Consider the following 26,912-nt stretch of genomic DNA (forward strand, 5'->3'; position numbering starts at 1 on the left):
CCATAACACCTATTCTTCCTCTTTTTCATTTTCAGAAGCTTTATCAGTGCTGTCCATGTTATCTGTGATCTCTGCTGCTTTCAACTCGCTCTGGAAGCGCATATACGTATATACCGCAAAAGCGATATCTGCAACGATGAATGCTGCACCTATAATTCGGGCTGTAGTCAGATCCATTGAACTGTCCTTAGCCGTAACTATCTTGAACGCCAGATAGGCTATATACGCTGCAACCACTGCTCTGAGCAGAGCTGCTTTTCCAGCTTTTGAGCGCTTGGCTTCGTCATATTTTATACCATTCATTTCCCGTTTCCTTTCAGAATGTTCAACGTAATTGCGGCTTAGGAGCTGCGCCGCAGTTCCTAAGCCGCACAAAGATATATTAACCAGCCTTGCCGGTCTTTTTATTGGATACAACGTCAAAGATAACAGCTATAAGAAGAACTGCACCCTTGACTACGTACTGCCAGTTATTGTCAAGGCCCTTAATAGACATACCCTGATTGATAACGCCAAGGAGTATAGCTCCTACAACCACGCCGCCTACAGTACCGCTTCCGCCGTAAGCTGAAGCGCCGCCGATGAAGCATGAGCCGATAGCGTCCATTTCAAAGGAGTTACCTGTATCGCCATTTACAGAACCTACACGGGCTGCAACAAGGAGTCCTGAAAGACCTGCGAGGAGCGACATTGAGGTATAAGCCATGAAGTATACCTTATTGGTATTGATACCTGAGAGCTTTGTAGCCTTTTCGTTTCCGCCGACTGCGTAGAAATAACGTCCGAAAGCTGTCTTTGAGGTAATGAAAGCGTATATGAACACTACTGCGAGCACCCATATAGCCATTACAGGTATACCTTTATAGTGTGCAAGCTTCCATGTGTAAGCGAGCACGAGAGCATCTATAACGAGTATCTTTGCAAACTGTGATAAAGCTGATACTTGCTTGTAACCCTTCTTTGCCTTCTTTACACGATTAAGTACAGTTACCGCAATAAGAACAGCAGCAATTATAATACCCAGAATGAAAGCCGACCACTTTACATTCTTTGTGTCAACTCCCGGTATCTCGATATAAGAAGCGAAGATATCAAGGAATTTCTTTCCAACACTTCCCTCTGTCTGCTGGATAGCGATTGTCTTTGAATCAAGTATCGCACGTCCGATTCCTCTGAACACGAACATTCCCGCAAGGGTACAGATAAAAGGCGGTATATGTATATATCCGATCCAGAATCCCTGCACCATACCGATAATGCAAGCAAAAACCAGGCATAACAGAATAACGACTATCGGATCGATACTTTTCTGGGTCAACATCTTGGCGGCTATAGCACCTATTAGGCAGACGGTGGAGCCTACTGAAAGGTCGATGTTACCGCCAGTGAGGATACACATGAGCATACCACAGGCAAGCACGAGAACGTAAGCGTTCTGTATAAGAAGGTTTGAAAGGTTCTGCGGATAGAGAAGTCTCTTTTCCGTCCACCACGAGAAGAATATAAATACCACGACCAGCGCAATGACCATGGTGTATTTTTTTATGAATGTTTTAACGTTCATATTAAACTCCTTAGATCATTTATTTTTTGTCGGACTGAAGTATAGCTGACATGATCTTTTCCTGCGTTGCTTCCGAAGCAGGCATCTCAGCCACCATCTTGCCCTCGTTCATTACGTATATACGATCGCACATTCCGAGCAACTCGGGCATTTCTGAGGATATCATAACAACAGATTTTCCTTGTGCTACAAGGTCATTCATTATGCAGTATATCTCATACTTTGCACCAACATCGATACCTCTTGTGGGCTCATCGAGAATGAGCACCTCAGGATCGGCAAACATCCACTTGGCGAGCAGCACTTTCTGCTGATTTCCACCTGAAAGATTACCTACCGCCTGCTGGACAGAAGGCGTCTTCGTGCGCAGCTTTCCCTTGTATTCCTCTGCGACAGCATTTTCCTTGTTGATATCGACGATACCCTTATTGCATACCTTTTCAAGACGCGCCATAGTGGTATTCTGAGCAATGCTCTGTTCAAGGATAAGACCGTTTCCCTTTCTGTCCTCGGTAACGTAAGCAAGACCTGCCTCGATAGCGTCACGAACAGTCCTGAGAGTCTTTTCCTTGCCGTCGATCTTGATATCTCCACTGATATTCGTACCATAGGATCTTCCGAAGATAGACATTGCAAGCTCTGTACGTCCTGCGCCCTGTAAGCCTGAAAAGCCTACTATCTCTCCGCGATGAACATTGAAGGAAACATTGTCAACGACCTTTTTCTCGTTGTATATCGGATGATGAACACTCCAGTTCTTTACTTCCATGCCAATCTTATCGCTGACGTTATGCTCACGTGCAGGATAACGGTCGCTGAGCTCACGTCCTACCATTCCTCGTATGATTCGGGCTTCATCAATATTATGACCTTCGTTGTCGATAGTCTCAATAGTAGAGCCGTCACGGAGAACGGTTATCTTATCCGCAACATAAGATATCTCGTTGAGCTTATGGGAAATAATGATAGATGTCATGCCGTTCTTCTTGAATTCAAGAAGAAGATCGAGGAGCATCCTTGAATCCTCTTCATTAAGAGAGGAGGTAGGCTCGTCAAGTATCAGCAGCTTTACGTTCTTGCTGAGCGCCTTGGCAATCTCAACCAGCTGCTGCTTGCCCGTTCCTATATCTTTTATAAGAGTGGTCGCCTCTTCCTTAAGGCCGACCTGCTTCATGTGCTTTGCTGCATCGTAGTATGTCTTGTCCCAGTCTATTCCGAAGCGTCCCTTGCGCTCGTTTCCGAGGAACATATTCTCACCGATAGAGAGCTCAGGAATAAGAGCGAGCTCCTGGTGTATGATTACGATTCCCTTTTCCTCACTGTCGTGCAGTGTCTTAAACTGGCAGACCTCACCGTTGTATACGATATCGCCGGAATATGTTCCGAAAGGATAGGTACCGCTTAGTACATTCATAAGCGTTGATTTTCCTGCGCCGTTTTCACCAACGAGGGCGTGGATCTCTCCCGGCTTTACCTGAAGATTTACATTATCAAGTGCCTTAACGCCCGGAAATTCCTTAGTTATTTTTTTCATTTCGAGAATAAATTCTGCCAATTATATCCCTCCTTTTACCATGTCTGATATACTTTCTGAAATCTCGGTCAGGTAAAGTATTTCCGAACACAATTTTTTTCATTTAGAAAAAAGGGCGGACTAATCCCGTCCCCCCTTTTTTCAGACATATATTATTTTTTATTACTTCATCATGTGGTTGAAGCTGTTGATTCAAGATACTTGTTATCGCTATCCCACTTGTAAAGACCTGTGTCTACAAGCTTATCCAGTGAATCCTTAGTGATAACATAAGGAACAAGTAAATATGAAGGAACAACCTTTACATTGTTGTCATAAGATGATGTATCAAAAGTAGCTTCAGCAGAAAGGCTGAGGCTTCCGTCAGGTGTCTGACCAGAAAGGATAGCCTTTGCAACATCGAGAGTAACGCCTGCTTCGTCGCTTACGTTCTTGTATACTGTCATTGACTGCTTGCCGTCAACGATATTCTGAAGGTTAGCGATATCGCCATCCTGACCTGTTACGACAGGTGTATTGCTTCCGCTGTAGTCAGAAGAGATAGCCTGTGCAACACCGAGAGCTGTTGAGTCATTTGAGCAGAGCGCAATATCGAGCTGTGTTCCGTCAGAATAGTAAGAAGCAAGTGTGTTCTGCATATTTGCAAGAGCTGTATCTGTTGACCACTTAGGAGTTGCAACCTGCTCGAATGTGGTCTTGCCCGAAGGAACCTTGAGCTTTCCTTCGTCGATATAAGGCTTGAGAACGTCGAATGCTCCATTGAAGAAGAATCCAGCGTTGTTATCAGCAGGGTCACCTGCTGTGAACTCTATATTGAAAGGACCAGCCTCGCTGTCAAGCTTAAGAGCGTCGCGTACAAACTCGCCCTGGAGCTTACCAACAGTATAGTTATCGAATGATACATAGTATGATACAGCGTCTGTATTCATGATAAGACGGTCATAAGCGATAACAGGGATATCTGCTGCCTTAGCGTCAGCAAGTGTCTGAGAGAGGGTCTCACCGTCGATAGCAGCGATAAGAAGAAGATCTACCTTATCAGCGATCATTGACTGGATATCATTGTTCTGCTGTTCTGTTTTGTTATCTGAGTACTTCAGATCAACCTTATAACCTGCATCCTCGAACTGAGCCTTGAGGTATTCACCGTCACGGTTCCAGCGCTCGAGAGACTTTGTAGGCATAGCTATTCCGACTGTCTTAGAGCCGTTGTCACTGCTGCTTTCGTCTGCCTTTGTTGTTGTCTCGTCAGACTTAGCTGTGGTTGTGGTCTTGGTTTCGTTGTTGCTTGAGCTGGTATCTGTTGTGCTTGAATTGTCACCGCATGAAGCCAGCGAGCCTAACATAACCATAGTAGAGAGTACTGCAATAATCTTTTTCATTTTGTTTTTCCTCCTTAAATGTTAAAATTAATATGTGAAAAAATTGTTGCCATACATTAATATATAACTTTCACTAATACTTAGTATTTTACACAATTATGCCTCTCATGTCAATATGTTATATGTTATCTTTGGTTGATTGAATAATTCAACAGTAGTATTTATGTGCAAAATGCCAATTGACTATCATAATAATATAACTTTTGTGCCTTTTTGTACACAAAAAATCTACATTTTTGCGCTTGAAAACATATCTGCGCCGACATTTATGCAGTTTCACCAATGATAAGAAGAAAGGTCCGAATCTGTGTCCGGACCTTCCGTTAATCAATAAAGCCTCTTTTTCCATTTTCGTATGAACACAGCCGCGGCTGCTGCAAGAAGTGCAACTACACCACAGCACACCTTGAACCATGTCTTGTGAATGAGTATCCTCATTCCGTTTTTAGTAACAAGTATGTTCTTGTATTCGTACTCCCTGACATTGTCAGCCATATCGGTAAGAACGATCTTTATATCCTGAGAGTGACTCGAATTTGGTATCTCAAAGGTACACTCGTCATTATAATAACTCCTTCTTACCTCCTTTCCATCTATGAATACGTGTATTTCCTTAAGTATAAGATTATCCGTAACTGAAAGGCGGGCTGTGATGCTTTCATTCTTGTACGCCGTATTTTCTGCGATATTCAGAGGTATACAAAGGGGCTCTGTTTTGTCAATGTAGAACTCTACGTCGGCGTTCTTTTTATCGGAATCGCTTATATTTATGTTTCCTGCCGCGTCCCTTGAATGTATTGAAACGGAATACTTCGCATCCTTTTCAAAGTTCTTGGCAAATACTGTATACACATATTCCGACCATTCATCATCTCCGCCACGATACTTTACGCTGTAATCTTCACCCTCCTTGAGTTCTATCATCTCGGAATCCTTTGTAATGAATACGTTCTGAGGTGACGCATGAGCGTCTGGGTTGCGCTCTGTGATAATGATATCCTGCTCGTTGGCAATAAACCTTCCGCGTATCTTTCGCGTATCATCGTCTATCTCGAATACAGAGCCGTATCTGTTGACAGAGAACTGAAAATCCTTCTCAATCTTGTTGTCAGCGTTGTCCTTGGCACTTGCCTTTACCTTGTATATATCGTCGTTCTCTTCCTTATCCGGGATATTATCGAAGACGTATTCGTAGCCTCCTGCCACCTCATTGAGAGTACCTCCGAGATTAAGATTGTTTCCGCGGTTTGCACCGTCCACCTTGACCTTTATGCTGTCCTTGTCGATATTGGTATCCTCAAAGACGATACGCGGTCTTATTTCAGAGCCGTTATTTGATCTTATTACCTCTCCTACGCCGATAGAAGGCTTTTTACTGTCAATGCAAAAGCGTCCCGTGTAGGCTTCCATCTGGTTGCCGGCTTTATCCTTTCCGGATATCCTTACAACATACTCGCCGTCCCTGCTGAAATCCACAGAGGCGGAACTTTCGCTTCCAATGGTCTGCCAGGAGGAGAATGCCGGGAAGTCATAGGAGCTGCCGTTATATGTTCCACTAACCTCTATGAGCCGCGGGTCGAAGTTCTTGTCAGTTATGGTAAATACAGCCTTTACAGCCTGATTATAGTAATGTTCGTTTGCAATGCTGCCGTCAAAGGCTTCTTTTAATACAGGAGGAGTAGTATCAATAATGAAGCTCGCCGTCTTCTCTTCTGCCTTTTGGTCGCACATATCCGTACAGTTTACCTTTAGCAGATAATCGCCGTCGTCCTTGAACTCTCTTACAGCACTGTATACAGCCGTATCAGTACCCTCCGCGCCTCCTGTCAGCTTCCATTCCAGCTTCTCCTTGACACCGTTTACAGTGACCTCCATGCGTTCCTCATCGAAATTGCGCTCAGTCACCTCTATTACAGCTCGTCGTTCCTTGCTGAATATATTACTGTCAGATTTTTCATCAGCTCCGTTCTCGTCAGTAAACCTTATTTTCACCTCTGGAACCGTTTTATCTATACTGAACCTTACAGGCTCCGTCATGGAGGTATAATTTCTTGCATTGTCCCCAAAACCAAGCTTTATCGTATTTCCGTTCGTGTTCTCGGAGACAGTTATATCCCTTTTTACCGCCTTTACAAGACCGCCTTCCTCATCTCTGTCGGTTATTTCCCATTCGCCGTCCTCTGAGGGAATGACATAGCTTTCAGTCTCGTGTCCTGAAGCCGTCAAATCTATACTGCCGATGCCTGAAAAACTGTCCTGTACTATGAGCGTAGCCTTTACGTCCCCACTGTACAGTGGATTTCCCAAAGCGTCCTTATAAGGAGTAACAGGAAGCTCGACCTTTGCCGAGGACGTTTCCATGTGCTTGCTGTAGCTCTCGGTAATAATACCACAGGATAAGACATCTTCGGAGGATCTTGTGACATTGCTGACAGCTTTAGCGCTTACCGTGCCCTTGAAATCAGCAGGAATAGTCAATATAAAGGATTTTCTGTGCGGAGAGTCCTTATTCTCGATTACACGTGTACTCTCTTCTCCGCTGTTCTTATCGCTGAATGTCACCTCTATGCTTCCAATACCGGAGCTGTGCTCGCCCTCTTCCACAACTATCTCCAGCTGTGCTTCTCCGCTGGCAAATTCCCTGTATTCAAAGCTGCCTCCGTCGCTGATAATGTTCCTTCCGTTTAAATTAAGCCCTGTGACTTTTGGCACGGAGCTATCCATGAAGCTTGAGAGCTCAGCCATATTGCTCGTCTTGCCGGCATAGTCCGAAGCAGTCAGCTTTACGTGGATACTGCCGTCGTTATGCAGGCTGTACTCTTCCCCTACAGGTATTCTGACCTCGCCGCAAACAAGCTCAACATTAAATCTTTCCTTTTCACTTCCCTTTGCGAAAACAAGCCTGTAATCACCGTTTTTCAGCTTGTCAATATCTATGCTCTTATCCGCAACGCTTATACGGCAAGACCTATCGTTTATGGTTATGTCAATAGCCTCGATGCCTGAGCATATATCCGGATTTACGTCCTCAGCACTTATCGACAGTACTATGTCCTCAAATTCTCTAAACCATGTCTTGCTGCTCTGCGAAGCGACCTCGGTATAGGTCTTATTTTCGTCGGAAATATCCTTTATACTACATATGGGCTTTTCATCGTCGATGATGAAGCTGAACTTATCACCCTTCTCGCTACTCTTCCAATATGCCTTGTTGCCCATATTGTCCTCGGCAACAATGATGGCCGGTATCTTCCTGTTTTTGCCGTTAAGGTCAGTATCGGAAATCTTGTATATGTATCCGCCTCTGCTTCGATCGTAATACATCTTTTGGCCGTCAGTTTCCTCACCGAGAGCTAGTGTAAGCTGCCTTACTCCGGAGCCGTTCATGTCATCTGCTTCGGCGATAATATACGCCCCTTCTTTAAGAACAAAGATACTGCTGCTTCCCTGAGCATTCGGAGCTCCCTCAGCCGATATCTTATCATTCTTTACCACAGGAGCCTGACCGTCTATCCTGACATGAACTGCCGCATTTTCACTGCTTATATTATAACTGTTATCCACTGCCGAAATAGTGATATACTCGTCAATAACAGCATTTTCCTTTTCGCTATCAGCCGTGAAGTTTATCACGAATCTGCCGTCTGAGTCAAAGGAAAGCTTGGGTATACAGTGAGAATCTGCACTCTTGTTTTTATCTGCAATTATGTACACGTCAAGGAGACTGTCTATTTTTTCGGCGCTTTGAGTAAGTCCTGTGATTGAAGCCTTAAGCTTCTTAACAGCTGCAGCTTTTTCGTCATCTTCAAGCTCATCAGCCGCATCAAGCTTTGCCTGTTCGGCAGCTATCAATTCTCTGTAGTAGCTTCTCAGATCGCTCCTGAGCCCGGAAGCATCCTTTCTTAGTAGCGTCCTGAAATAGCCGTAGGTATTTTCGTAGTCCGAATACTTTTCGTCTACCTTTTCAAAAGGCAGCTCAAACAACTCGTTTATGACAGCTGCTTCCGCAGTACGCATATCTTCAGTTTCGACATAGGGCTTGAGCTCTGCAGTATCTCTCCAACCGTTTTCCGGTCTGTCAAAACGATAATTCTTTGCGATGATCGAATTTATCTCACGGCTGTCGCCTGAGCCTGCATTTATGAATCTGTCATATATATTTTGCAGTTCCTTTTTATCGAAATAGGAAAGGCTGCTGCTAACATTATCCAGTTTCTCATTATCCGTCACGGAAAGCTCAACATCAAGCCCATTCCTACCTGACCAGCCGCCATCTATGCCGTCTGCAGAGGTCTTAACCGAGCTAACCTTCGGTGCGGTTCTGTCCAGATAGAAGCAGATACTGTTATTCAGGCTGTCGGTGTACTCTCCGTTTTCGCCCTCAACAATATTTCTTACAAGGATAAAGCCAGAATCGTCAGGATTGTCTATGGTCACAACGATCTTCTTGTTCTTGTCTCCTAGCAGATAGCTGTCAGATTTTAGCGCACCGTTTTTCTGCGTGTTTATAATAGCTCTTTTATTTTTAAACTCGTCCCCAAACTTCATAAGCTCCACAGAGGTATCCATGGACTCAATAGTATAACAGTTGTCGCTCCTCTGCGTGATATCACTGCTAGGATCGTAGACGAAAGCGTCGTCGCCACTTTTTGCGAACTTCTTGTATATAAGCGTGACCGAGGTCATATCATTCCTATAGCCGAGGCCTATACAGTTGCTGTTCTTTTCCAGTGCGGTAAATACATTCTGATAAATATCGTTCTCATCCCCGGCATAGATATAGCTTTTCAGGAAGCGGTCCTCATCATAAAGTACCGGCACCTCGTAGGTAAAGCCTGCGTTTTCGGCTGTAACGGGAACAATGTACTGATCCACTATATCGTCGCTGCCAAAATACTTAACTATAACTTTTACCGACTCATCTATACCTGAGACTGTCAGCTTGATATCATTCTTATATCCGAACTCTTCAGTTTCGAGTATCTTATCAAGATTGAATGAGCCGTTATCGTCTGCTTTGAAGCGCTTAACGGTATCTCCGCTCCTGACCTCAAACCATATCTTCTTGACGCCTGCGTTCGACCTCACAGACAACGAACCGATATCATTCCACCTGACGCTGTAGCTCTGCTTTCCAGAGGAATATTTCTTTTCGCTGTCCTCAAGATGATAATCGGTATGGGAGGAGAAGTTGAGTGTGAATCTTCTTGGAGCGATGACAATATCGCCACTGCCGTTACTCTTCAGCACGAACTTATCAGTTTCCATGTCCTCTCTAACAAGAACTGCATTTTCATCAAGCTTTACGCTCACCGCATCCGCACTTCCGTTTGCAGTATACAGCTTCGAGGGCGTTATCAGCAATTCAGAACCTGCCTTGTAGTAATCGAAGATGTCTCTCGTCTCTTTTCCGTCAGCGTCCTTCACAGAAAAAGTCACAGCTTCCATCGGAGCGGTATTCTTAGGATTCTCGTAGATCATGCTGTACTTGTAGTATACCGTGAAATGGAGCTCGTCCTCAGTTGAAGTATCGGGATTGTATATAAACAGATAGGGATTGGAGATAGCCCATGAATCCTCAGTATTAACCTTAAGATTCGCAGGAACCGTACAAAGTCTCTCTCGATCTCCCGGAACGTTCTCTCCGTGCTCAAATACATATCCAGGGAATAAGCTTCCTAAAAGGAAACTCATATCCGTACTGTTAATGTCAGTGTTGTCGGCTATCAGCTTGTAAGTCTTCTTAGCTGTAGTTGTTGTGGTGGTAGTGATAGTAGTGGTAGTGGTGGTAGTGACAGAGGTAGTAGTTGTAGTCGTTTCTTCTATTGGCGGATCCTGCTCTTCTTCCGGAACAGTCGGTCCCGCAGGTTTGGAAGTTTCATGGTCTTCATTCGAAGCCTCTCCAGCACCAGGAACCCCAGCCATACTGCGATCGCCAGTTTGAGCCGTCGCAACAGCCGTTATCTCTGCTGCTGGCATCACGCACATTGTATGCGCAACAAAAACGAGTGCAGCCGCAAAGGCTATTTTTTTCCTGAGATCAAATAACCCTTTATTCACTTTGATCTACCTCCTTTTCTGATTATAAGCACCATTGCCGTTCCGAGCTCCAGCAATACAGCTATTATCGCAGGAACGAGCATACCACTCTGTTTTTCCTCTTCATTTAATGGCTCGGCAAGAGCATCCTCCGCTGAGGCAATCGTCGTCAGCGTTTCTCCCGGAGAATCATATAGCTTCTGCACAGCCGTTTTCGATACCTTTTCCCTTTCAGTCGCTGGCGGCACTGTAGAAGTCGCAGTCTCCGTAGAAGTGGTAGTCTCCACGTCAGATACAGCCTCCACAGCGGTTTCCGTGATAGCTGTCTCCTGTGCCTCAGGTTCAGGAGTATTTTCCTGAACCGTAAACGTAGCACTGCTATCGGTTATGATTATGCAGCCGCCCTCAAGACATGAAAAATCCTCCTCATAGAAACGCGCAGACCTCTTATTGTAGGTATCTATGAATATCTCCTCGCTGTCACTGTCTCTTAGAAGAGCTACCGAGTAAGTTCCAACGCTGATATCTCCGGGAATGTTTATCCTAAGACGTCCTATCTCCCTGTCTCCCTGAAAGCGTTCACCGTCTGCCGTAAAGCATATAGCCTGAGTATTTTCGCTGTCTCCGCAGCTACTCACGTATACTCCAGCGATGCCGTCTACGACCGTGCTTGCAAGATCAGAGTCAAAGCTAAGTCTGCTGTCAAGCTCCACGATGATTTTCAGGGCAGAAAATCCCGGATTATTATGAACATACACAGGTATCTCCGCAACAGTATCTCCGTTCATGCTGCTTTTGTCAATCTCAATGCTGTCAGCTGAAATTCCGAGGTCCTCCGGCGGCGGATAGTATGCAGCCTCAGCAATACATATACTAACTGTGTTAACTGCTGTGATAGCTGCCGCCAAGCCTCCCAAAAACGATCCTTTATTCATTTACTTCTCCATTTACTGTCGATTACATCGGGATCAGCGTTTATAACAAGGATATTCCGTGTCATTCTGAAATCGCCTTCCTCGCCTTCAACGCTCACAACTATAGTTGCGTCCGCTGTTTCTTCCTTCTTTGGCGCCACCACCACTGTGATCTCGCCCTTCTCGAGCTCCTCGCGGAACTCCTCATCATCTGCTTCGGCAAGAGCCATAGGATCAGTCCTTGCACGAGGAGCAGCCATTGATGACTGAGCGGTGCTTTTTCCGGCTCTGAGCTCTGAAATCATACCCGAAACTATCCTATACCTTGCCGCTATCAGTATCGCCGTAAGCATAAGCACGGCACCTATGCCTAGAAATATTTCAGACAGTATTTGCCAGTAGAACGAACTCATTCCGCACCTCCCGTCACTCCGAACCGTTGACGCTCTCAATAACGTCCCCGTATATCTTTAATATATATTCCTTTGCTTCGGCAGCAGAGCCCTCCTTTGCGATGATGCCCTCCGTCTTTTCACGTATATTCTCTATCAGCTCTCTCTGCTCCGCGAAGGTTATGCCTGCTTTTGCAAACTCCTTCATATTTGTATTCTCCAAATTGAGAATGGTCATGTAGGTCTCAAGTATGATTATATCCGAGCCCGCATTCTCGGTCTCCACAAGCTTGTTCAGCTCATTCATACTCTTCCAGAGGTCAGCCGGCTCCATTTTGTTTATGACCTCGTTTTCCTTGTTACGGGACAGAGTGAAAAATTCACCTATCGTGCAGTATACCTGAGCAATCTCGAATTTTTCCGGAGCTCGTTTCCTAAACTCAGCAGTCTGAGCTTCCCTGAACCATTTTATAGCAGATCTCTTTCCGTTTGTGCCGCCGTCATCCGCCGAATCGCTGCCGTAAAAATAATAGTACCAGTAGAGTATGCCGAGCTCGAATGCCACATCTTCATACTCCGGATCCTTTTTCAGCAGATTTATGTTCTCATTGATGAGCCTTAGTATCTGTCCGGCTTCTTTTTCATCAAAAACGTCATCTGTTTTGTAAAGCTCTATCAGCTTTATGTATGCATCAGAATAGGAGCCGTCAGCGTTTATCACGTCTTCAAAGGCAGAGGTCTTTTCCGAATAGGTGCTCGCGTTCTCAGCCTTTGCCACAAGTTTGTTGAAGTTCTCACTCCTGCCCTTACTTGCCATCATTCCCGAAAAGCCAGAAAAGGCAAGTGACACGGCTGCAAGTCCTGCGATTATTCCAGTCGCCTTGACATAGGTATGGTTTTCCGCCTTGTCAAGCTCTGCATAGAGCTCATCACAGGAACGGTATCTCTTCGCCCTGTCGTCGTTCACGCACTTTCGTATGATACGGACTATAGCCGCGTTCATGTTCTTGTCAAAGACAAAGCGCTCCGCAGAGCTTACGAGCTTACCATTGACAGAAACGTTCATGGGCTTTTTTCCCGTGAGCATATAATAGCAGGTCGCGCCTATATTGAATATATCCGTCTTTTCATCAAGCTCCTCACGCCTGAACTGCTCAGGAGCCGCATAAGCCGGAGTATACGCGAAAGTACCCTCTCTTCTTTCAATGACCGAGCCGAAATCGATAAACTTAAGCCTTCCCAACTTCTCCGGATGCTTTGAGTTTTCAAGGTCCTCTGTATTCCTTACCACCATTATATTATCAGGCTTCATATCACTGTGTATGAAACCACATTTGTGTATAAAGGACATCGCCGAGCATATATCCTTTGCATAGCGCAGCAGCGTTTTCGGTTTAAATGAATCGTATTTCAGCAGCTTCTCCATAGTCACACCGTCAATATAATCCTGAACGATATAAAGAGCATTCGGGTCATTGTCTATGATCTCAATAATATTAGGAAATAAGGAATTGTTTACATCCTTTTCGTAGAACTGCTTGATAAGGAGGGATTCCTGACGGGCATTGTAAGCGTCTGTGCCGTTTGTCTTCATTACCTCTTTCACAGCACGCTGAGCGTCGTTGGCTTTCATATCCAGAGCGCGGTAAACTATAGAGGTGCCGCCTTTTCCGACAACGCTGTCGATCTTGTATCTGTTTTCAAGGATAAATCCTTTGTTAAGCAATCCGATCTCCCCACTTTCAGCAGAGCTTGACCATAAGCGCTGTTATATTGTCCTTTTCGCCGCGTTCGATGACCTTATTCTTAAGCTTTTCAAGATTGGCAGTCATAGCCTTTTCGTCCCTGTTCGCAGAGGGACACAGAGCCTTCCCAATCTCTTCGGCAGAGATTTTTTTCCGGAAGCCGTCAGAGCACAGCATATAGCACTCGCCCTCGCTGTAATCGGCTATGCTGAAATCGTATGAGGTATCCTCAAGACCTGCTCCTATACAGTTCGTAAGCTGGTTCTGACGTGGATCCTTTTCAGCCATTTCCTCGGTTATGATACCGTTCCTTACCTCCTGACCGACAACGGAGTGATCCGAGGTAAGTATATCTATGCTCCCGTCGGTTATCCTGTAAAGCCGTGAATCTCCCACATGGGCTATAAGGATATGCCTAAGCTGAGGGATTATCAGAAGAGATGTAAAGGTCGTCGCCATATCTGAAGAGCGTGAAGCCGCATAATCGTTGATACGGCTGTTCAGCTCGTGAAGGCGGTCGTCCATAGCCTCCCTTATTTTCAGTATGGAAGATCTGCTTCTCATATGCTCTGCAAAATCATTAGCGAACCACTCGCTCATGCGCTTGCACACGTAAGCGCTCGCCTTTTCGCCGCCGGAAAGTCCGCCTACTCCGTCACAGACCGCTGCAAAAAATATCTCTTCGCCGTCGAACTCTGCGGTATTTATAAAAAGTGAATCCTGATTTACCTTCCTGACTGCTCCCTCAGTAGTAACAAAAGAAAAAACATACTTCATAAAGCTTCACCCTCAGTTCTCTTCGTAGAAGGTGTATGATATACCGTAATACAAGAAATTGCAGCCCGAGAATATACTGCTGCTCTCACCGATAGTCACCTCGTCCCCTTCTACTGAAAGGGAGGTGCAGGATTTGTTTTCTATGGATATGCTGTGTCGGCTTTTCTGATTCTCACGGCTTATGATAATGCCGGAAAGTTCCGCACAGGTAAAGGGATAAACGAATATAGGAACCTTTTCCTTACTGGATGTATTCAACAGATAGGCTATGTGCTTCATGCCTGTCTTTTTCAGGTCGTCTGTCTTTGCCTTCAGCTCGTTCTTCCTGCCCACGATAACCGTGGGAGAGTCACCTGTATTCACCGTGAATACGAAGGGGATATCATAGATGTAGAACGTATCACCGGAATTCAGCTGCTGCTTTTTTATTTTCTCCCTTCCGCCTTCAAAACTGCTCAGGAAGGTGCCGTTTGATGACCCCTTGTCCTCGATGTAGAACGTTCCGTCCTCAAAAGTTATAACAGCATGAAGTTTTGACACAGTCCCCTTGTCAGTGAGAGCAAGGTCGTTGTCAGCCTTTCTGCCTATTGTAAACGGGAAATCTGCAATTGGTATCTCCCTGTTTGCTGAGTCTTTCAGAAATGCGGCACAATCCGCAGCTTTAGGCTTGCTCACGACGATAGTGTGATCCTGATCTTCTGCCTGCGCAGGTGCTGAAGGCTTAGACGCGCCCTCTTTGCTGCCTGCTCCTGACTTGGCCTCTGCTACTCTTATGGAAGCAGAACTCATAGGAACTCCGAGAACGTCGTGGAGAAAAGTATAGAGGTGGTTATATGTAAGACCTATACTGCGGTCACGCTGGCTTTTAAGGTTATCTTCAAGGAAAAGAGCATACTTTTCCATGACTGTTTTATCCGCTCCCTCTATATTCGCATTCTTATGGAGCTTGTATAGGAACTTCGCCAGATTCGAGCACTTGTACATATTTATCATCAGAGGCAGGTACGCTACCAGTACCTTTCTCTTCTCAACATCATAAAAAACGTTCTTGGGATCAAGGAGAATGACATTGTCAGACGTCAGTGAATTCTCACTGCAGTATTCAAGTATCCGCTGTATCTGACCAAGTATTCCGAAATATCTTTCCTGTGTCAATGGCTGCTTAACGTATTCCGACAGAGCTGTAAGATTGCTGACATTGTACTTAAGCACGTGCCTTGCAGCTGTATTTTCCCATTTCACCTCAAGCAAGCCGTCGCCGCGGCTGCTGTTCACTACTCTAAGCGCGTCCTCATTTATCCTGTCTCTCTTTTTTAGTCCTGCAATAAGATAGGTATCGCAATTCTGATAAACTATCTTTGTTGAAACATTACCTGCCATATCCTCACCCCGAAACAAGTTACCGCCATTTCAAGAGACCGGATGGGTCAATCTTTAAAGGCTTATATATAATTTAATTATATCACTTTATACGAGACTTGTCAATATTTTGAATAAGTTTTGAGAGTGTTGAACAAATCATATAATACACATTACACAATACTCAAAAAATTTTTATTGCATTCCGGCGTTGGGCGTAGTATAATTATAATATTCTAAGAAAAGAAGGTAAAAATATGCTCTGTCTGAAACCTGCTAACACTGATGATATTGAAAAGGAATACCTATTCGTAAGGGACATCCCAGATGACGAAAACGGCTATATAAACGAATACCACGGAATAAGCCGTGATAATTTCGATGATGCACTGAATACCATTATTGCAAACTCACGCGGTGAACTGCTTCCGGAAGGTTACGTCCCTTGCACCTCATATTTTCTCTGGGTCGATGACAGCATAGTCGGAAAGCTTGATCTGCGCCACTATCTCTGCGAATCCCTTATAAACGGCGCCGGCCATATAGGCTACTACATAGCTCCCTGTTACCGCGGAAATGGCTTCGGCACAAAAGGGCTCGGACTTATCGCGGATATCGCAAGAAATGTCGTTCCAGAGGACGAGATATACCTCAGAGTACACAGGAATAATCCCGCATCACTGAAGGTAATGCTCAAAAACGGAGGTTATATTCACCACGAAGACGAGCAGTCCTATTTTGTACGCATAAAGAAATGACAAAAACCGGTGTTTAAAATGACACCGGCTTTTTATTCTTTCTGATATTATTCGTATCTGAGTGCCTCTATCGGGTCTAGCTTTGCAGCCTTTCCGGCAGGATAGCTTCCGAAGAAAACTCCGATAAGCATCGAGAAACCCAGTGATATTAGTATTGCCTTTATGGAGGGCTGTATGGAAAGAGCCACGAAGTCCTGATACTCCGGCATCTGGCTCAGAGCGTACCGTGCAATATAGCCTATCAGGAAACCGTTAAATATACCAAGCAGCACACCTATTATGCCTCCTACAAGACAGAGTATCACCGCTTCGACTATGAACTGTGTCTTTATATGCCTCTTTTTGGCGCCGAGGGCCTTTCTGACACCGATCTCCCGCGTTCTCTCGGTAATGCTCACAAGCATTATATTCATAACTCCTATGCCGCCTACAAGCAGCGATATAGCCGCAATTACCGCAATAACGAGAGTGACGATATTCAGCACCTTGTTGACCATGCCAAGCTCTGTCTGAGGATCATATATCTCTATGCCCCAGTATTTATTGCTCCTGTACTTTTCGGAAAAGAAGTTTTCGAGATCATTTATCGCCTGTTCTCTGTCCACGGACATATCGTTAAGCATGAGATCAATACCATATTCGCCAGAGAATCTCTCATTCTGCCTTGTCAGCTTTTTTGCCGTATTATACGGTATATATATTGGAGTGCGCCTGTCCATGAAATTCGCAGCTGACTGCTGATACTTTTCGAGAAACTTCGGATATTTGTATACGCCCACTATCGTGAACTCAGTATCACATACCCCCTCGATATCCACACTTATATCACTGCCTATTGCATTGGCTTCCTCGTTTCCGAAGTACTGCTTTACAAAAACCTCGGAAACGACAGCAGCGTGCTTTTTGCCTTTGTCGTCAGCTGCGTTCACCGTTCTTCCGTCGAGCATTTTGTACATACTGTCGCTCTTCAGATAACCCTCAGTGACGCCGGAAAGCATTACATTAAGTTTGTATCCGTTTTTATTAACTACCGTTCCTCTGCCGCAGCTGGTCGAATCGCATAAAAGATATCGTCCTGGGTACTTTTCTTCAAGCTCATCGATCATTTCTTCGGTGATATAATCGCTTTCCGTCATTTCCCTGTAATAGCGCTCCTCACCATCATCGCTCTCATTGTTTTTGAAGCGATACTCGACATAAAAGGTCTGACCTCCGAGCTTGTTAAAGGAATTTGCAAGTGTCTTCTTCAGCGAATTTCCTAGGGTGGTTATAGTAATCACTGCAGTGATGCCTATGATGATTCCGAGCATAGTCAGTACAGCTCGCATCTTGTTTGACTTAAGGGAAGAAAAAGCAAGACGAACATTTTCAAAGAAGAACATTGCCGTCACCTTCCTTTCCCGTATCCGCCACGATATTTCCATCGCTGAGAGTGATTATCCTTTCAGTTTCCGAAGCCAGCTCCTTACTGTGGGTGATAAGGATTATGGTCTTGTTCTCCTCCTTGTGGAGCCTGTGGAATATATCCATTACCATGTGACCGGTTACAGAGTCAAGAGCTCCCGTAGGCTCGTCCGCCAGTATTATGGACGGATCGTTGGCTATAGCTCTTGCTATGGCTATCCTCTGCTTCTGACCGCCGGAAAGCTCGTTAGGATTGTGAGTTGCTCTGTCGCTCATATCCACCATTTCCAATAGTTTCTCAGCACGCCTTCTGCGCTCTCTTTTGCTTATACCAGCGTAAAGCATGGGAAGCTCCACATTTTCTATCGCATTTGTACGTGAGACAAGATTGAAGTTCTGAAAAACGAATCCTATCTCTTTATTTCTGATAACGCTCAGCTCGGAATCGTTAAGCTGGGATATATCGACGCCGTTGAGCATATATACTCCCTCCGTGGGACGATCGAGAGCTCCGATTATATTCATCAGTGTGCTCTTTCCCGAACCGGAAGGACCTACTATTGAGGCAAACTCACCCTCACGTACCTTCATATCAAGCCCGTGAAGTATCTCCAGCTCATTTGGCATACCGATATAGAACCTCTTGACTATCCCATGCATTGAGATAACATTTCTCATCAGCATCAGTCCTCCGGTACCTTCAGTGGTATGATATCGCCGTCAGTGATGCCGCGAGGGTCTGTAACAACTATATCTCCTTCCTTAAGGCTGCCTGAGGTTATCTCAGTATAGAAATCCCCCTCAAACCCCTTGGAAACACTGCGTTTGGAAATAAGATAATCCCCCTCGGCTGTCGGTGTTGCAGTAAATACGAAGTATCCCTCGTTTTCTCCGCCGGAAACAGCGTTATACGGAACACTCAGCACATTCACACGCTTGTCGAGTATTATCTTCACGTTTGCAGACATTCCTATAAGGAGACCGCTCTCGTTGTCGTCTATGCTTACTTCAACGGTATATCCACCCATCATCTTTGTCTCAGCACTGTTTGAGGACACTATCCTCTCGATACGCTTTACGGTGCCTTTTATTACCAGATCTTCCGTAGCGCTCGTCTTTATCTCAGCTTCCATACCCTCGCTAAGCTTAAGGATATCGGACTCGCTCACCTTTCCGGCTACAACCAGCTCGCTGGTATTCTCTATGGTCATGATATTTGCTGACATTGGAACGCTTCCCTCGGAAATATTCAGCTCCGTAACAACTCCGTCCTTTTCAGCCTTGATCACGCATTTCTCTATCCTCTCGGCAAGCTCTGCAAGCTGCTTTTCGGCAGAATTATCAGATATACTGTACTTTTCCGCATCTATTGCGTCCTGTGCAGACTGCACCAGCTCGTCGCCAGATTTAACAGCCTGACTGTATGCTTCGTTGGCACTTTTTACCGCTTCATCGTATTCCGGAAGAGCATTCTTTACACTTTCGAGAAGGGCCTCTGCCGCTTCAAGCTTTGTTTCCAGCGCTTTATATACCTTCTCCAGCTGAGCCGACTCCTCGCTGCCAGAATTCATCCATGCGTTGTAAGCGTCGTTGGTCTCAACGTACAGCTTATTGAATTCGTCAGCCCTTCTGCCGTACTCATCGTAGGCTTTGTCGCGCTTTTCTACAGCAGTATTTATAGCGTTCTGAGCCTTGCTTATAAGTTCGCTTCTCTGCTCCCTCGCCTTATTGAGCTGACGCACCGTAAGATCGTGGCTGTGCTGCTGCGCACCTGCCACTTTCTCGTTGTTGAGAGCCATAGCGTCGTATTCTTCCTGGAGTTTAGCGCTGTCGAACTCACAGAGTATATCACCTGCCTTAACGCTATCTCCCACCTTGACATTAAGCTTTTTCACCTTTAGAGTTGGGTCGGCAGTTATCATGAGCTTATCACTGCTCGATATTGTTCCCGACATATTTGAATAGCTTATAAGGTCCTGACGTTTGACCTTTCCACACGTATCGGAACGTATACTTACCTTGGTTGCGGCTCCGCGGATCGCATTCCTTACAAAAAACGCTATACCACCTAATATAAGCAGTATTACAAGGAATATAACTATCCTTTTTATGATCTTTCCGGTTTTTCCCATTTCGTTCTCTCCTCCTGCAAGAAACAGTTATTGACATCATCAGTGTCTGCTCGGCAGTCTCCTCACGAATCTGCTGATTTTATACTAATAATCATATCATATTTCTCCTTCATCGTCAATACATTTTCGTGTTCATAGCCATGAAAAATCGTGTAAAAAAGCCTGCGCCGGTACCGACGCAGGCTTTAATTCCCGTTAAGGATTTGATATCTGTCATACATGAAGCAGGAACTTAGTCAGTTCTTCTATTGGTATGGGCTTTGAATACTTGTAGCCCTGCAAGTACTGTGCCATCATAAGCTTGCAGCGGTCCTCGTCATATTCGTTCTCAACGCCCTCGAAAAGTATCGAATACTTAAGTTCGTGGAACATATTCGCAAAGGTCTTGACCATATACTGCGATGAAGAATTCTTAAGGGACTCTATGAGCAGTGAGCGGTCAAACTTGATAATATCAAACGGGATCTCCATGATACGCTCAAAGTTTGAATACCCTGTGCCGAAATCGTCAAGGTAAAACTTTATGCCCAGATCCTGAAGCTGCATAACGCGCTGCTTCATGAGATTGAAATCCGCGTCGCTACGGCTCTCGGTGATCTCAACAGCTATTTTTCCATACTCTATGCCATTACTTTCAATTATTCCCTTCACCTCGTCGCAGAAGGAATCATATCTAAGATCGATAGCTGAAAAGTTTACCGAGATACGCTTTATTATGTATCCGTCCTCAATGAAGCGCTTAAGCGCTGCACAGGTCTTATTGAGGATTATCATACTCAGATTGTGAATAAGGTTGAACTTCTCAGCTATCGGTATGAACTGATCTGGGAAGACCATTCCAGTTTTTTCCAGCTTCAGCCTCATAAGAGCCTCTGCTGTATCATACTGCCCTGTGTTGATATTAAGCACAGGCTGACAGTAAACCAGTATACGAGGATCCGAAAGGTCCTTCCTTGCAGCGATATCCTCCAGCTGCGAGAGGATATAGTTTTTGTCGTAGTACTCCTTTATATCTTCGGGAGTAATGCGCACTACCGTATTGAACGGCATTTTCAGATCGTTGTATTCTATTATGTTATGGTAATCATTTACGTCTATGACAGAATCAGAGGACTCCATGATTATTATTTTATAGTCGATTTTGAACTTGGCATAGCTCATGGCGAAATTGCCGAGCATCCTGTCAACAAGCTTTTCGTAGTCACTGTTCTTCTGCTTCGTAAAGGTAAGCACAAAGCTGTCGTTGGGGAAGCTGTAAAGAATCGACTTTTTGATATTCACGCGGAAAAAGTCCATGAACTCAGTCTTGAGCACAGGAGATTTTGCGATATATACGGAAAAGCCAGGTATATGGCAGCACATTATCACCATTTCGTTTCCCTTTGCGAGGTTCTCCTTTACCTCCTGGGCAAAGAATTCGCTCGATACAGCTCCCGTATCGGTATTGTAGGGATTCGAATGGAAGAGGAATATGATGCTGATCATCGGCAACAGGCAGCATATCGTAGTATAGGATATCTGCTTGAATATGCTTTGTATACACAGAAGGAGATTTGACATCACCAGAACGCTGATAAGTCCCGTGAACACCTTAATAAGCAGTCTCTTCCTGTATTTTATAAGCATATAGATGATATTTACCGTAAATACGATGTAAAGTATCTCAAAGCAGTCAAGGCCTGCGCTATACTCATGCTTTTTGTTTATGTAAAAACCTACCTTGAACACCGACAGAATGATATCAAGGGTAATGGCAGACAGAATTATCACCGCTATGGCTATCCTTGATCTTTTCTTGTCCTTAGGCAGCAACCACAAAGAACCCTGCACGTACCTTATGTAAAGGAACATAGTCATAGAAAGGAAGACATGATGCAGCATACGCATTATATAGATGAACGGAGGAGACACTGTTTCCTTTACAATGTATGTCTGCATGAAGATATTAGCCGACGCTACTATCAGCATAAATGCAAGAATATGCATTATTATGAAAAACCTGCTCTTCTCTTTCCTTATATAAGTCTGCTTCACAAGTATAACCATGATTATACACAATGAAAGAGCAATGATATCACCAACAGGAGTATAACTTCCGATATTAAGATCCGATATTGCAAACATATTTCCACCCCCCTGTGAAAAAAGTCGCACCTGTCTAAATTATTGCACACACATATATTATAACATTTTCCACCAAAAAAGTCAACATAAAAAGCAAAAAACAGCATAAACTGTTCATTATGACGAATTTTATAACTATTATGCTATAATAATGCCCAAAAATCTGCTCCTGTTTTTACTTATCTATATCATCCCTCCGCTTTTGAAAAGCTTCATCATCTCATTTGTCAGGCTGTGCTCGCCGGGCTGTAGCTCTATTTCCTCCCTGCGCAGCCACTGGGCGTATTTAAGCTCAGATTCGTCCATTTTTATGGTATCGTCTCCATCCACATCACAGTAAAAGCCCACAAGCAGGTCTGAAGCCATTCCCCAAGGCTGGGATTTATAATAGCGTATATTCTTCACTCGGATACCTGCCTCCTCCATGACCTCGCGCCTTACCGTCTCTTCAAGAGTCTCACCTATCTCGGTAAAGCCTGCGATCAGTGCATTATAGGCAAAACCAGTCCTGTAACGGGTTATGAGCAGCCTATCCCCGTTGACCACGCCAACTATCACCGCAGGATTTATCCTCGGGTAAACCTTATTGCCGCAGCCAGAGCATACAAGTGCCCGTTCCCTGTTGTCTGGCTCCATTTTGCCGCGGCATCTTCCGCAGTACCTGTTGTCGCCATACCACTGTGCAAGGTGGAATGCGGTAAACGCAGCAAAAAGGTATTTCCCTCTGCACCTGTCCCTGAGCTCCCGAATGGTGTAAAAGCTGTAGCCCTTGCCATTCACGGCTTCCGTATCGCCCTCCCCTGACACAAGGAAGAAGCTCTCGTCATCAACAGCAAAGAGATATAACGGCTTATTGCTGTATAGCACCTCGTCTGTGCGAGGAAAAGCCGCATCTCCGTCCCTTATGCCGGCAAGTATCCTGCCGTCCCTGAATATAACAGCAAGGCTCTTTTCCGGAACCGCCGTAAAGTCCGCAGTGCGGAACGAATTGTCAAGTCTGCTTGGAAATATATCCTGTATCATCTGTTATTTCTCCTCTTTTCAGCGATAAGACAATTATACAATACACACTGGGATGTGTCAACCGCTTCAACTTTGCCCCTGTCTTCTTCCGACTGCTTGAATTATTAACAATTATGTGATATAATATTCTTAGCAGAAAACCTGCAAATATATGCAGCAGGCTGTAAACCGTTCAAAGGAGGTCTTTGCAATGCATCACAGCGGTACCAATACAATAACTACACCGCGTCTTATACTTCGTAGATTTGAAGCAGGAGACCTCAATGATATGCTGCGCAACTGGGTATCCGATCCGAATATTCAGAACGAATACGGCGAGCCGGTCTATGCCACAGCTGAAGAGGCAAAGGTGCTACTTGACAGGTATATCAGCGAATACGAGTCGGATAGCTTCTACAGGTGGGCTGTCGTAGAAAGCTCAGGCGGTGAGAATATTGGGCAGATAGCCTTCTGCCGCGTATACGAGGATATCCGCACAGCCGAGATAGAATACTGTATATCCTCTGCTTTTCAGGGTCATGGCTATGCAGGGGAAGCTCTTTCCGCAGTTATTTCGGAGACATTCAGAACAACAGATTTTCGCAGACTTGAAGCTTATCACCGCGCCGAGAACAAAAAGTCGGGGCGTGTGCTTGAAAAGTCTGAAATGACAATTACCGACAACGTTGAACGATTCAGACAGCAGGGCATTATTCCTGAGGGCGAGGTGTGCTACTGCATAGAAAAAGCTGAATAGGAGGTACGCTATGAAACTAAATTTCACGAAGCTAAAGCCCAGTAGTCCCGATTTTCGCAGGGTAAAACAGCTTTATATGAGAGCCTTTCCAGATGACGAACGTGCTCCATTTCTTATGCTCGTACTTAAAGCTAAGAAGAAGAATGTTGACTTCTGGTCTATCCGCTGCAATGATGAGTGGGCAGGAATGCTTTATATAGTAAACTATCGTGATCTCTCCTATATCTTTTACCTTGCAGTCTCAGAAGAATGCCGCGGCAAGGGCATAGGCAGCGCTATACTCCAGAACGCGCGGAAGCTTTATAAGGACAGAAGGCTTTTCCTTGCTATAGAGCAGATAGACGAAGCCTCCGAAAACTACGCTGAACGTGTCAGCCGCCGTAATTTCTACATAAGGAACGGCTTCACCGAGCTTCACAAGAAGCTCAGGGAGGGAAAGGTCACTTATGATATACTCGGCACAGGCGGAGATGTAAAGGGCTCTGAATACAAAGCTCTTATGAAGTCATACGCAGGAAGCATACTCTCAAAACTGTTCACCATGGAATTTGTGGACTAAACAATGTTATAATGCAAAACAGCCCTGAAGCACAAATTGCTTCAGGGCTTATATCATGTCTCACTTCACAGAGTACATTATCTTCATTCTCTGTGCTTCGTTTGTATCAAAGCCGAATTTCTCATAGAACGGCATCTTGTCCGGCATAGCACAAAGCTCCACAAATATGTCTGTTCCCCTTACTCCGTGGTCGTTGATGAATCCGAGCATCTCATCTATAAGCATTCGTCCTATACCTTTTCCCTGATATTCGGGTCGTACAATAACATCCTTGATGTAATAATCCAGTCCCATATCACCGATCATTCTTGCCATAGCCACTATTTTGTCCCCGTCAAACACAGATATGCGGAACAGTGTATGCTCCATTGCAAGCCTTGTCTGTTCAGGAGAAGGGCCCTTCCCCCATACCGTTTCCCACAGCTCGATGAATTCCTCTGCAGTCAGCTCATTATGCTTTATTATCAGTCCGTCCATTTCTGCACCGCCCTTGTTTCATTTACAGGAATTATATCACAGAAGCATGTATAAGTCAATAATTTAAGAAATTGTTTTTAATCCTTGCATTATCATACATAATGTGCTAAAATATATACAGAGATATCTTATTAAGTCAAAAGATAAAAACATTTGTAGCTTTTACACCCCTTGTGTAATGGGCTACGATTATTATTGTAGAAAACAAAAAATACCCAAGGAGGACGAAAATGAAAAGAAGTATATTTACGGCATTAGCCGTTGCAGCTGTCCTTTCATGCACAGCCTGCGGAAATACGGAAGTAGGTCAGGCTGATATGCCTGTCTCAACAGCTGGCACACAGACTACAACAGTTCCGGATATTACCGGTCTTACTGATGATACAGCCTCAGCGCCAACAGCGACAGATACTTATCAGGATACGACCGCAGAGGCTGCTGGCTATGAAGAAGCGACAACTATTACAGAGGAAGCAATTTCAGTTGGAGGAGGAGAAAGCACTGAGACCTCTGCTGCAACACAGCTGCAGACTCAGGCTCAGACACCGGCTCGTTCAAGGGATACGGCTCCTTCACCTAGCGACGCTGACTACGCTCCGCCACCGGTACAGTACGATATTCCCGGCATCACATATATACAGGGCACTCTGATAGCAAACAAGACCTACTCTCTTCCTGCTGATTTCAATCCCGGAATCGATTCCACCTGCTATAATCAGTTCTGCAAGATGATAAATGACGCTGCAAATCAGGGACTTAATATATGGTTCGCTTCCGGTTTCCGCTCTTATGACTATCAGGCACAGATATATAATAATTATGTTGCCCGTGACGGACAAGCTCTTGCCGATACTTATTCCGCACGTCCGGGACATTCCGAGCACCAGTCAGGACTTGCTATTGATGTAAATCAGATAGACGACAGCTTTGCCGGTACTCCTGAGGCTATATGGCTCGAGAACCACTGCCACGAATACGGTTTCATTCTCCGCTATCCCAAGGGCAAGGAAAACATAACAGGCTATCAGTACGAATCGTGGCATGTCCGCTATGTTGGAACAGACCTCTCCTACGCTGTACACGCCAGCGGTCTCACACTTGAGGAATACTTCGGTATCGACTCAAAATATCAGGAATAAAGCTTTTCAAAAACCGTATCCTATCAGGGTACGGTTTTTTGCGCCAAAACTTCTCCTCATTGTCACAGATATACATTTTTCATTGACAAATCATGAATATAATGTTATACTAAAAGTACGGGTAGTTATATCCGATTTGACATGAGAGGAGTTTTAAAAATGAAGAACCTGACAAGATTAAAAAGAATAGCCGCAGCTGTAATGAGCGTTGCTCTTGTCTCCGGCTATACAGGCATGATAAAGCCACAGTCAGCTCCGGTCATCGCTGCTGACACAGAAGAAGAAACAAACCAATACATCAAGACCTCCTACAACAAAGATACACGTATGTACGAATATGAATTCGTAGATGCCTACGTGTACAGGGCATCAGTCTCGACCAGTGGAATAAAAATTGTTCTTCTGCCCAATAACGGAAGCAATTACTTTGATTACGACAGTCAGAAAAACATCTCAATCCTTCCGCATCAAAGTAGCGATAACAGAGAATTTTCTGAAAATATGATGCAAACATGCCTTACTGCTGAAAATATACAGGAGGGGGCAAGGCTAAACATTAAGTTCGCCGCAAAGACAAAATACGATGATTTGACAAAAACAGGTTATTACGGCAGCTCGCGCAGAACCTCCGACTTTTATTTTAGCGACATCATATCCGTTAAAGACCCCAATGAACACTTCTACGGTGATATCAACGACGACGGAGTAGTTGATTCCTTTGATGTACTGGTGTATAAAAAGTATATCGCTGGAACTCTTTCCTACAAGCTCAGTGAGGATCAGTTCCTGAACGCAGATATAAACTATGATACCGTTATAGATGAAGAAGACATGAAACAGGTGGTGGATTTCAC

21 protein-coding genes are annotated in these 26,912 nt (G+C 44.7%); 5 read left to right on the forward strand and 16 right to left on the reverse strand.

The window, feature by feature from the left end:
- Positions 1-9: 9 nt before the first annotated feature.
- The 10 genes from J6U00_RS12455 to J6U00_RS12500 form a co-directional block, all read right to left on the reverse strand.
- Complete coding sequence (locus tag J6U00_RS12455; RefSeq protein ID WP_296582334.1) at positions 10-303, reverse strand: hypothetical protein; 294 nt, start codon at positions 301-303, stop codon at positions 10-12.
- Between the two features lie 79 nt (positions 304-382).
- A complete protein-coding gene (locus tag J6U00_RS12460) occupies positions 383-1,564 on the reverse strand; it encodes a sugar ABC transporter permease (RefSeq protein ID WP_296582336.1) in 1,182 nt (393 codons plus the stop codon).
- Between the two features lie 19 nt (positions 1,565-1,583).
- On the reverse strand, positions 1,584-3,119 hold the full coding sequence (mmsA, locus tag J6U00_RS12465) for a multiple monosaccharide ABC transporter ATP-binding protein (RefSeq protein WP_296582338.1): 1,536 nt from the start codon (positions 3,117-3,119) through the stop codon (positions 1,584-1,586).
- A 149-nt stretch (positions 3,120-3,268) separates the two neighbouring features.
- A complete protein-coding gene (locus J6U00_RS12470; RefSeq protein ID WP_296582341.1) occupies positions 3,269-4,480 on the reverse strand; it encodes a sugar-binding protein in 1,212 nt (403 codons plus the stop codon).
- A 327-nt stretch (positions 4,481-4,807) separates the two neighbouring features.
- The gene (locus tag J6U00_RS12475; RefSeq protein WP_296582343.1) at positions 4,808-10,540 is read right to left on the reverse strand and encodes a hypothetical protein; all 5,733 of its coding nucleotides are present in this window, start codon (positions 10,538-10,540) and stop codon (positions 4,808-4,810) included.
- Positions 10,537-11,454, reverse strand: coding sequence for a hypothetical protein (locus tag J6U00_RS12480; protein ID WP_296582344.1), 918 nt, complete (start codon positions 11,452-11,454; stop codon positions 10,537-10,539). The genes J6U00_RS12475 and J6U00_RS12480 overlap by 4 nt, the downstream gene beginning before the upstream one ends.
- On the reverse strand, positions 11,451-11,846 hold the full coding sequence (locus tag J6U00_RS12485) for a hypothetical protein (RefSeq protein WP_296582345.1): 396 nt from the start codon (positions 11,844-11,846) through the stop codon (positions 11,451-11,453). The genes J6U00_RS12480 and J6U00_RS12485 overlap by 4 nt, the downstream gene beginning before the upstream one ends.
- Before the next feature lie 13 nt (positions 11,847-11,859).
- On the reverse strand, positions 11,860-13,551 hold the full coding sequence (locus J6U00_RS12490; protein ID WP_296582346.1) for a serine/threonine-protein kinase: 1,692 nt from the start codon (positions 13,549-13,551) through the stop codon (positions 11,860-11,862).
- A 16-nt stretch (positions 13,552-13,567) separates the two neighbouring features.
- Positions 13,568-14,347 carry a protein phosphatase 2C domain-containing protein gene (locus J6U00_RS12495; RefSeq protein WP_296582348.1) on the reverse strand — a complete coding sequence of 260 codons (780 nt, stop codon included), beginning with the start codon at positions 14,345-14,347 and terminating at the stop codon, positions 13,568-13,570.
- Between the two features lie 12 nt (positions 14,348-14,359).
- The gene (locus tag J6U00_RS12500) at positions 14,360-15,727 is read right to left on the reverse strand and encodes an FHA domain-containing protein (RefSeq protein WP_296582350.1); all 1,368 of its coding nucleotides are present in this window, start codon (positions 15,725-15,727) and stop codon (positions 14,360-14,362) included.
- 236 nt (positions 15,728-15,963) lie between these two features.
- Between J6U00_RS12500 and J6U00_RS12505 the strand changes: the two genes are divergently transcribed.
- The gene (locus J6U00_RS12505) at positions 15,964-16,464 is read left to right on the forward strand and encodes a GNAT family N-acetyltransferase (RefSeq protein WP_296582351.1); all 501 of its coding nucleotides are present in this window, start codon (positions 15,964-15,966) and stop codon (positions 16,462-16,464) included.
- Positions 16,465-16,511: 47 nt separating this feature from the next.
- Here J6U00_RS12505 and J6U00_RS12510 read toward each other — a convergent pair whose 3' ends face one another.
- The 5 genes from J6U00_RS12510 to nudC all read right to left on the reverse strand — a co-directional run bounded on the left by J6U00_RS12510 (position 16,512) and on the right by nudC (position 23,147).
- Positions 16,512-17,846, reverse strand: a complete 1,335-nt coding sequence (locus J6U00_RS12510; protein WP_296582352.1) for an ABC transporter permease — start codon at positions 17,844-17,846, stop codon at positions 16,512-16,514.
- Positions 17,833-18,546 (reverse strand): ABC transporter ATP-binding protein, encoded by a 714-nt coding sequence (locus J6U00_RS12515; RefSeq protein ID WP_296582353.1) that lies wholly within the window; start codon positions 18,544-18,546, stop codon positions 17,833-17,835. The genes J6U00_RS12510 and J6U00_RS12515 overlap by 14 nt, the downstream gene beginning before the upstream one ends.
- 5 nt (positions 18,547-18,551) lie before the next feature.
- Positions 18,552-20,000, reverse strand: a complete 1,449-nt coding sequence (locus J6U00_RS12520) for an efflux RND transporter periplasmic adaptor subunit (RefSeq protein WP_296582354.1) — start codon at positions 19,998-20,000, stop codon at positions 18,552-18,554.
- Between the two features lie 213 nt (positions 20,001-20,213).
- The gene (locus tag J6U00_RS12525; RefSeq protein ID WP_296582355.1) at positions 20,214-22,124 is read right to left on the reverse strand and encodes an EAL domain-containing protein; all 1,911 of its coding nucleotides are present in this window, start codon (positions 22,122-22,124) and stop codon (positions 20,214-20,216) included.
- 183 nt (positions 22,125-22,307) lie between these two features.
- Entirely contained in the window at positions 22,308-23,147 is an 840-nt protein-coding gene (gene nudC / locus J6U00_RS12530) for an NAD(+) diphosphatase (protein ID WP_296582356.1), read from the reverse strand.
- Positions 23,148-23,337: 190 nt separating this feature from the next.
- On the opposite strand from nudC, the gene J6U00_RS12535 reads away from it, so the two are divergent.
- Together J6U00_RS12535 and J6U00_RS12540 are read left to right on the forward strand one after the other, a co-directional pair.
- Entirely contained in the window at positions 23,338-23,883 is a 546-nt protein-coding gene (locus tag J6U00_RS12535) for a GNAT family N-acetyltransferase (protein ID WP_296582358.1), read from the forward strand.
- A gap of 10 nt (positions 23,884-23,893) precedes the next feature.
- Positions 23,894-24,442 (forward strand): GNAT family N-acetyltransferase, encoded by a 549-nt coding sequence (locus tag J6U00_RS12540; protein WP_296582360.1) that lies wholly within the window; start codon positions 23,894-23,896, stop codon positions 24,440-24,442.
- A 60-nt stretch (positions 24,443-24,502) separates the two neighbouring features.
- Here J6U00_RS12540 and J6U00_RS12545 read toward each other — a convergent pair whose 3' ends face one another.
- The gene (locus J6U00_RS12545) at positions 24,503-24,919 is read right to left on the reverse strand and encodes a GNAT family N-acetyltransferase (protein ID WP_296582361.1); all 417 of its coding nucleotides are present in this window, start codon (positions 24,917-24,919) and stop codon (positions 24,503-24,505) included.
- 230 nt (positions 24,920-25,149) lie between these two features.
- Between J6U00_RS12545 and J6U00_RS12550 the strand changes: the two genes are divergently transcribed.
- Positions 25,150-26,058, forward strand: a complete 909-nt coding sequence (locus tag J6U00_RS12550) for a D-alanyl-D-alanine carboxypeptidase family protein (RefSeq protein WP_296582364.1) — start codon at positions 25,150-25,152, stop codon at positions 26,056-26,058.
- A 159-nt stretch (positions 26,059-26,217) separates the two neighbouring features.
- A partial coding sequence (locus J6U00_RS12555) for a dockerin type I repeat-containing protein (RefSeq protein WP_296582365.1) occupies positions 26,218-26,912 on the forward strand: 695 nt, incomplete at its 3' end.

The organism is Ruminococcus sp. (genome assembly GCF_017650195.1).
Taxonomy (GTDB): Bacteria; Bacillota; Clostridia; order Oscillospirales; family Ruminococcaceae; genus Ruminococcus.

What these genes read in the sequence shown, in the direction of transcription:
- J6U00_RS12455 (WP_296582334.1), bottom strand. Translation starts at nt 303, where the DNA reads ATGAATGGTATAAAATATGACGAAGCCAAGCGCTCAAAAGCTGGAAAA.
- J6U00_RS12520 (WP_296582354.1), bottom strand. Translation starts at nt 20,000, where the DNA reads ATGGGAAAAACCGGAAAGATCATAAAAAGGATAGTTATATTCCTTGTA.
- J6U00_RS12485 (WP_296582345.1), bottom strand. Translation starts at nt 11,846, where the DNA reads ATGAGTTCGTTCTACTGGCAAATACTGTCTGAAATATTTCTAGGCATA.
- J6U00_RS12500 (WP_296582350.1), bottom strand. Translation starts at nt 15,727, where the DNA reads ATGGCAGGTAATGTTTCAACAAAGATAGTTTATCAGAATTGCGATACC.
- J6U00_RS12480 (WP_296582344.1), bottom strand. Translation starts at nt 11,454, where the DNA reads ATGAATAAAGGATCGTTTTTGGGAGGCTTGGCGGCAGCTATCACAGCA.
- J6U00_RS12535 (WP_296582358.1), top strand. Translation starts at nt 23,338, where the DNA reads ATGCATCACAGCGGTACCAATACAATAACTACACCGCGTCTTATACTT.
- J6U00_RS12510 (WP_296582352.1), bottom strand. Translation starts at nt 17,846, where the DNA reads ATGTTCTTCTTTGAAAATGTTCGTCTTGCTTTTTCTTCCCTTAAGTCA.
- J6U00_RS12515 (WP_296582353.1), bottom strand. Translation starts at nt 18,546, where the DNA reads ATGAGAAATGTTATCTCAATGCATGGGATAGTCAAGAGGTTCTATATC.
- J6U00_RS12545 (WP_296582361.1), bottom strand. Translation starts at nt 24,919, where the DNA reads ATGGACGGACTGATAATAAAGCATAATGAGCTGACTGCAGAGGAATTC.
- J6U00_RS12505 (WP_296582351.1), top strand. Translation starts at nt 15,964, where the DNA reads ATGCTCTGTCTGAAACCTGCTAACACTGATGATATTGAAAAGGAATAC.
- J6U00_RS12495 (WP_296582348.1), bottom strand. Translation starts at nt 14,347, where the DNA reads ATGAAGTATGTTTTTTCTTTTGTTACTACTGAGGGAGCAGTCAGGAAG.
- nudC (WP_296582356.1), bottom strand. Translation starts at nt 23,147, where the DNA reads ATGATACAGGATATATTTCCAAGCAGACTTGACAATTCGTTCCGCACT.
- J6U00_RS12470 (WP_296582341.1), bottom strand. Translation starts at nt 4,480, where the DNA reads ATGAAAAAGATTATTGCAGTACTCTCTACTATGGTTATGTTAGGCTCG.
- J6U00_RS12525 (WP_296582355.1), bottom strand. Translation starts at nt 22,124, where the DNA reads ATGTTTGCAATATCGGATCTTAATATCGGAAGTTATACTCCTGTTGGT.
- J6U00_RS12460 (WP_296582336.1), bottom strand. Translation starts at nt 1,564, where the DNA reads ATGAACGTTAAAACATTCATAAAAAAATACACCATGGTCATTGCGCTG.
- J6U00_RS12540 (WP_296582360.1), top strand. Translation starts at nt 23,894, where the DNA reads ATGAAACTAAATTTCACGAAGCTAAAGCCCAGTAGTCCCGATTTTCGC.
- J6U00_RS12550 (WP_296582364.1), top strand. Translation starts at nt 25,150, where the DNA reads ATGAAAAGAAGTATATTTACGGCATTAGCCGTTGCAGCTGTCCTTTCA.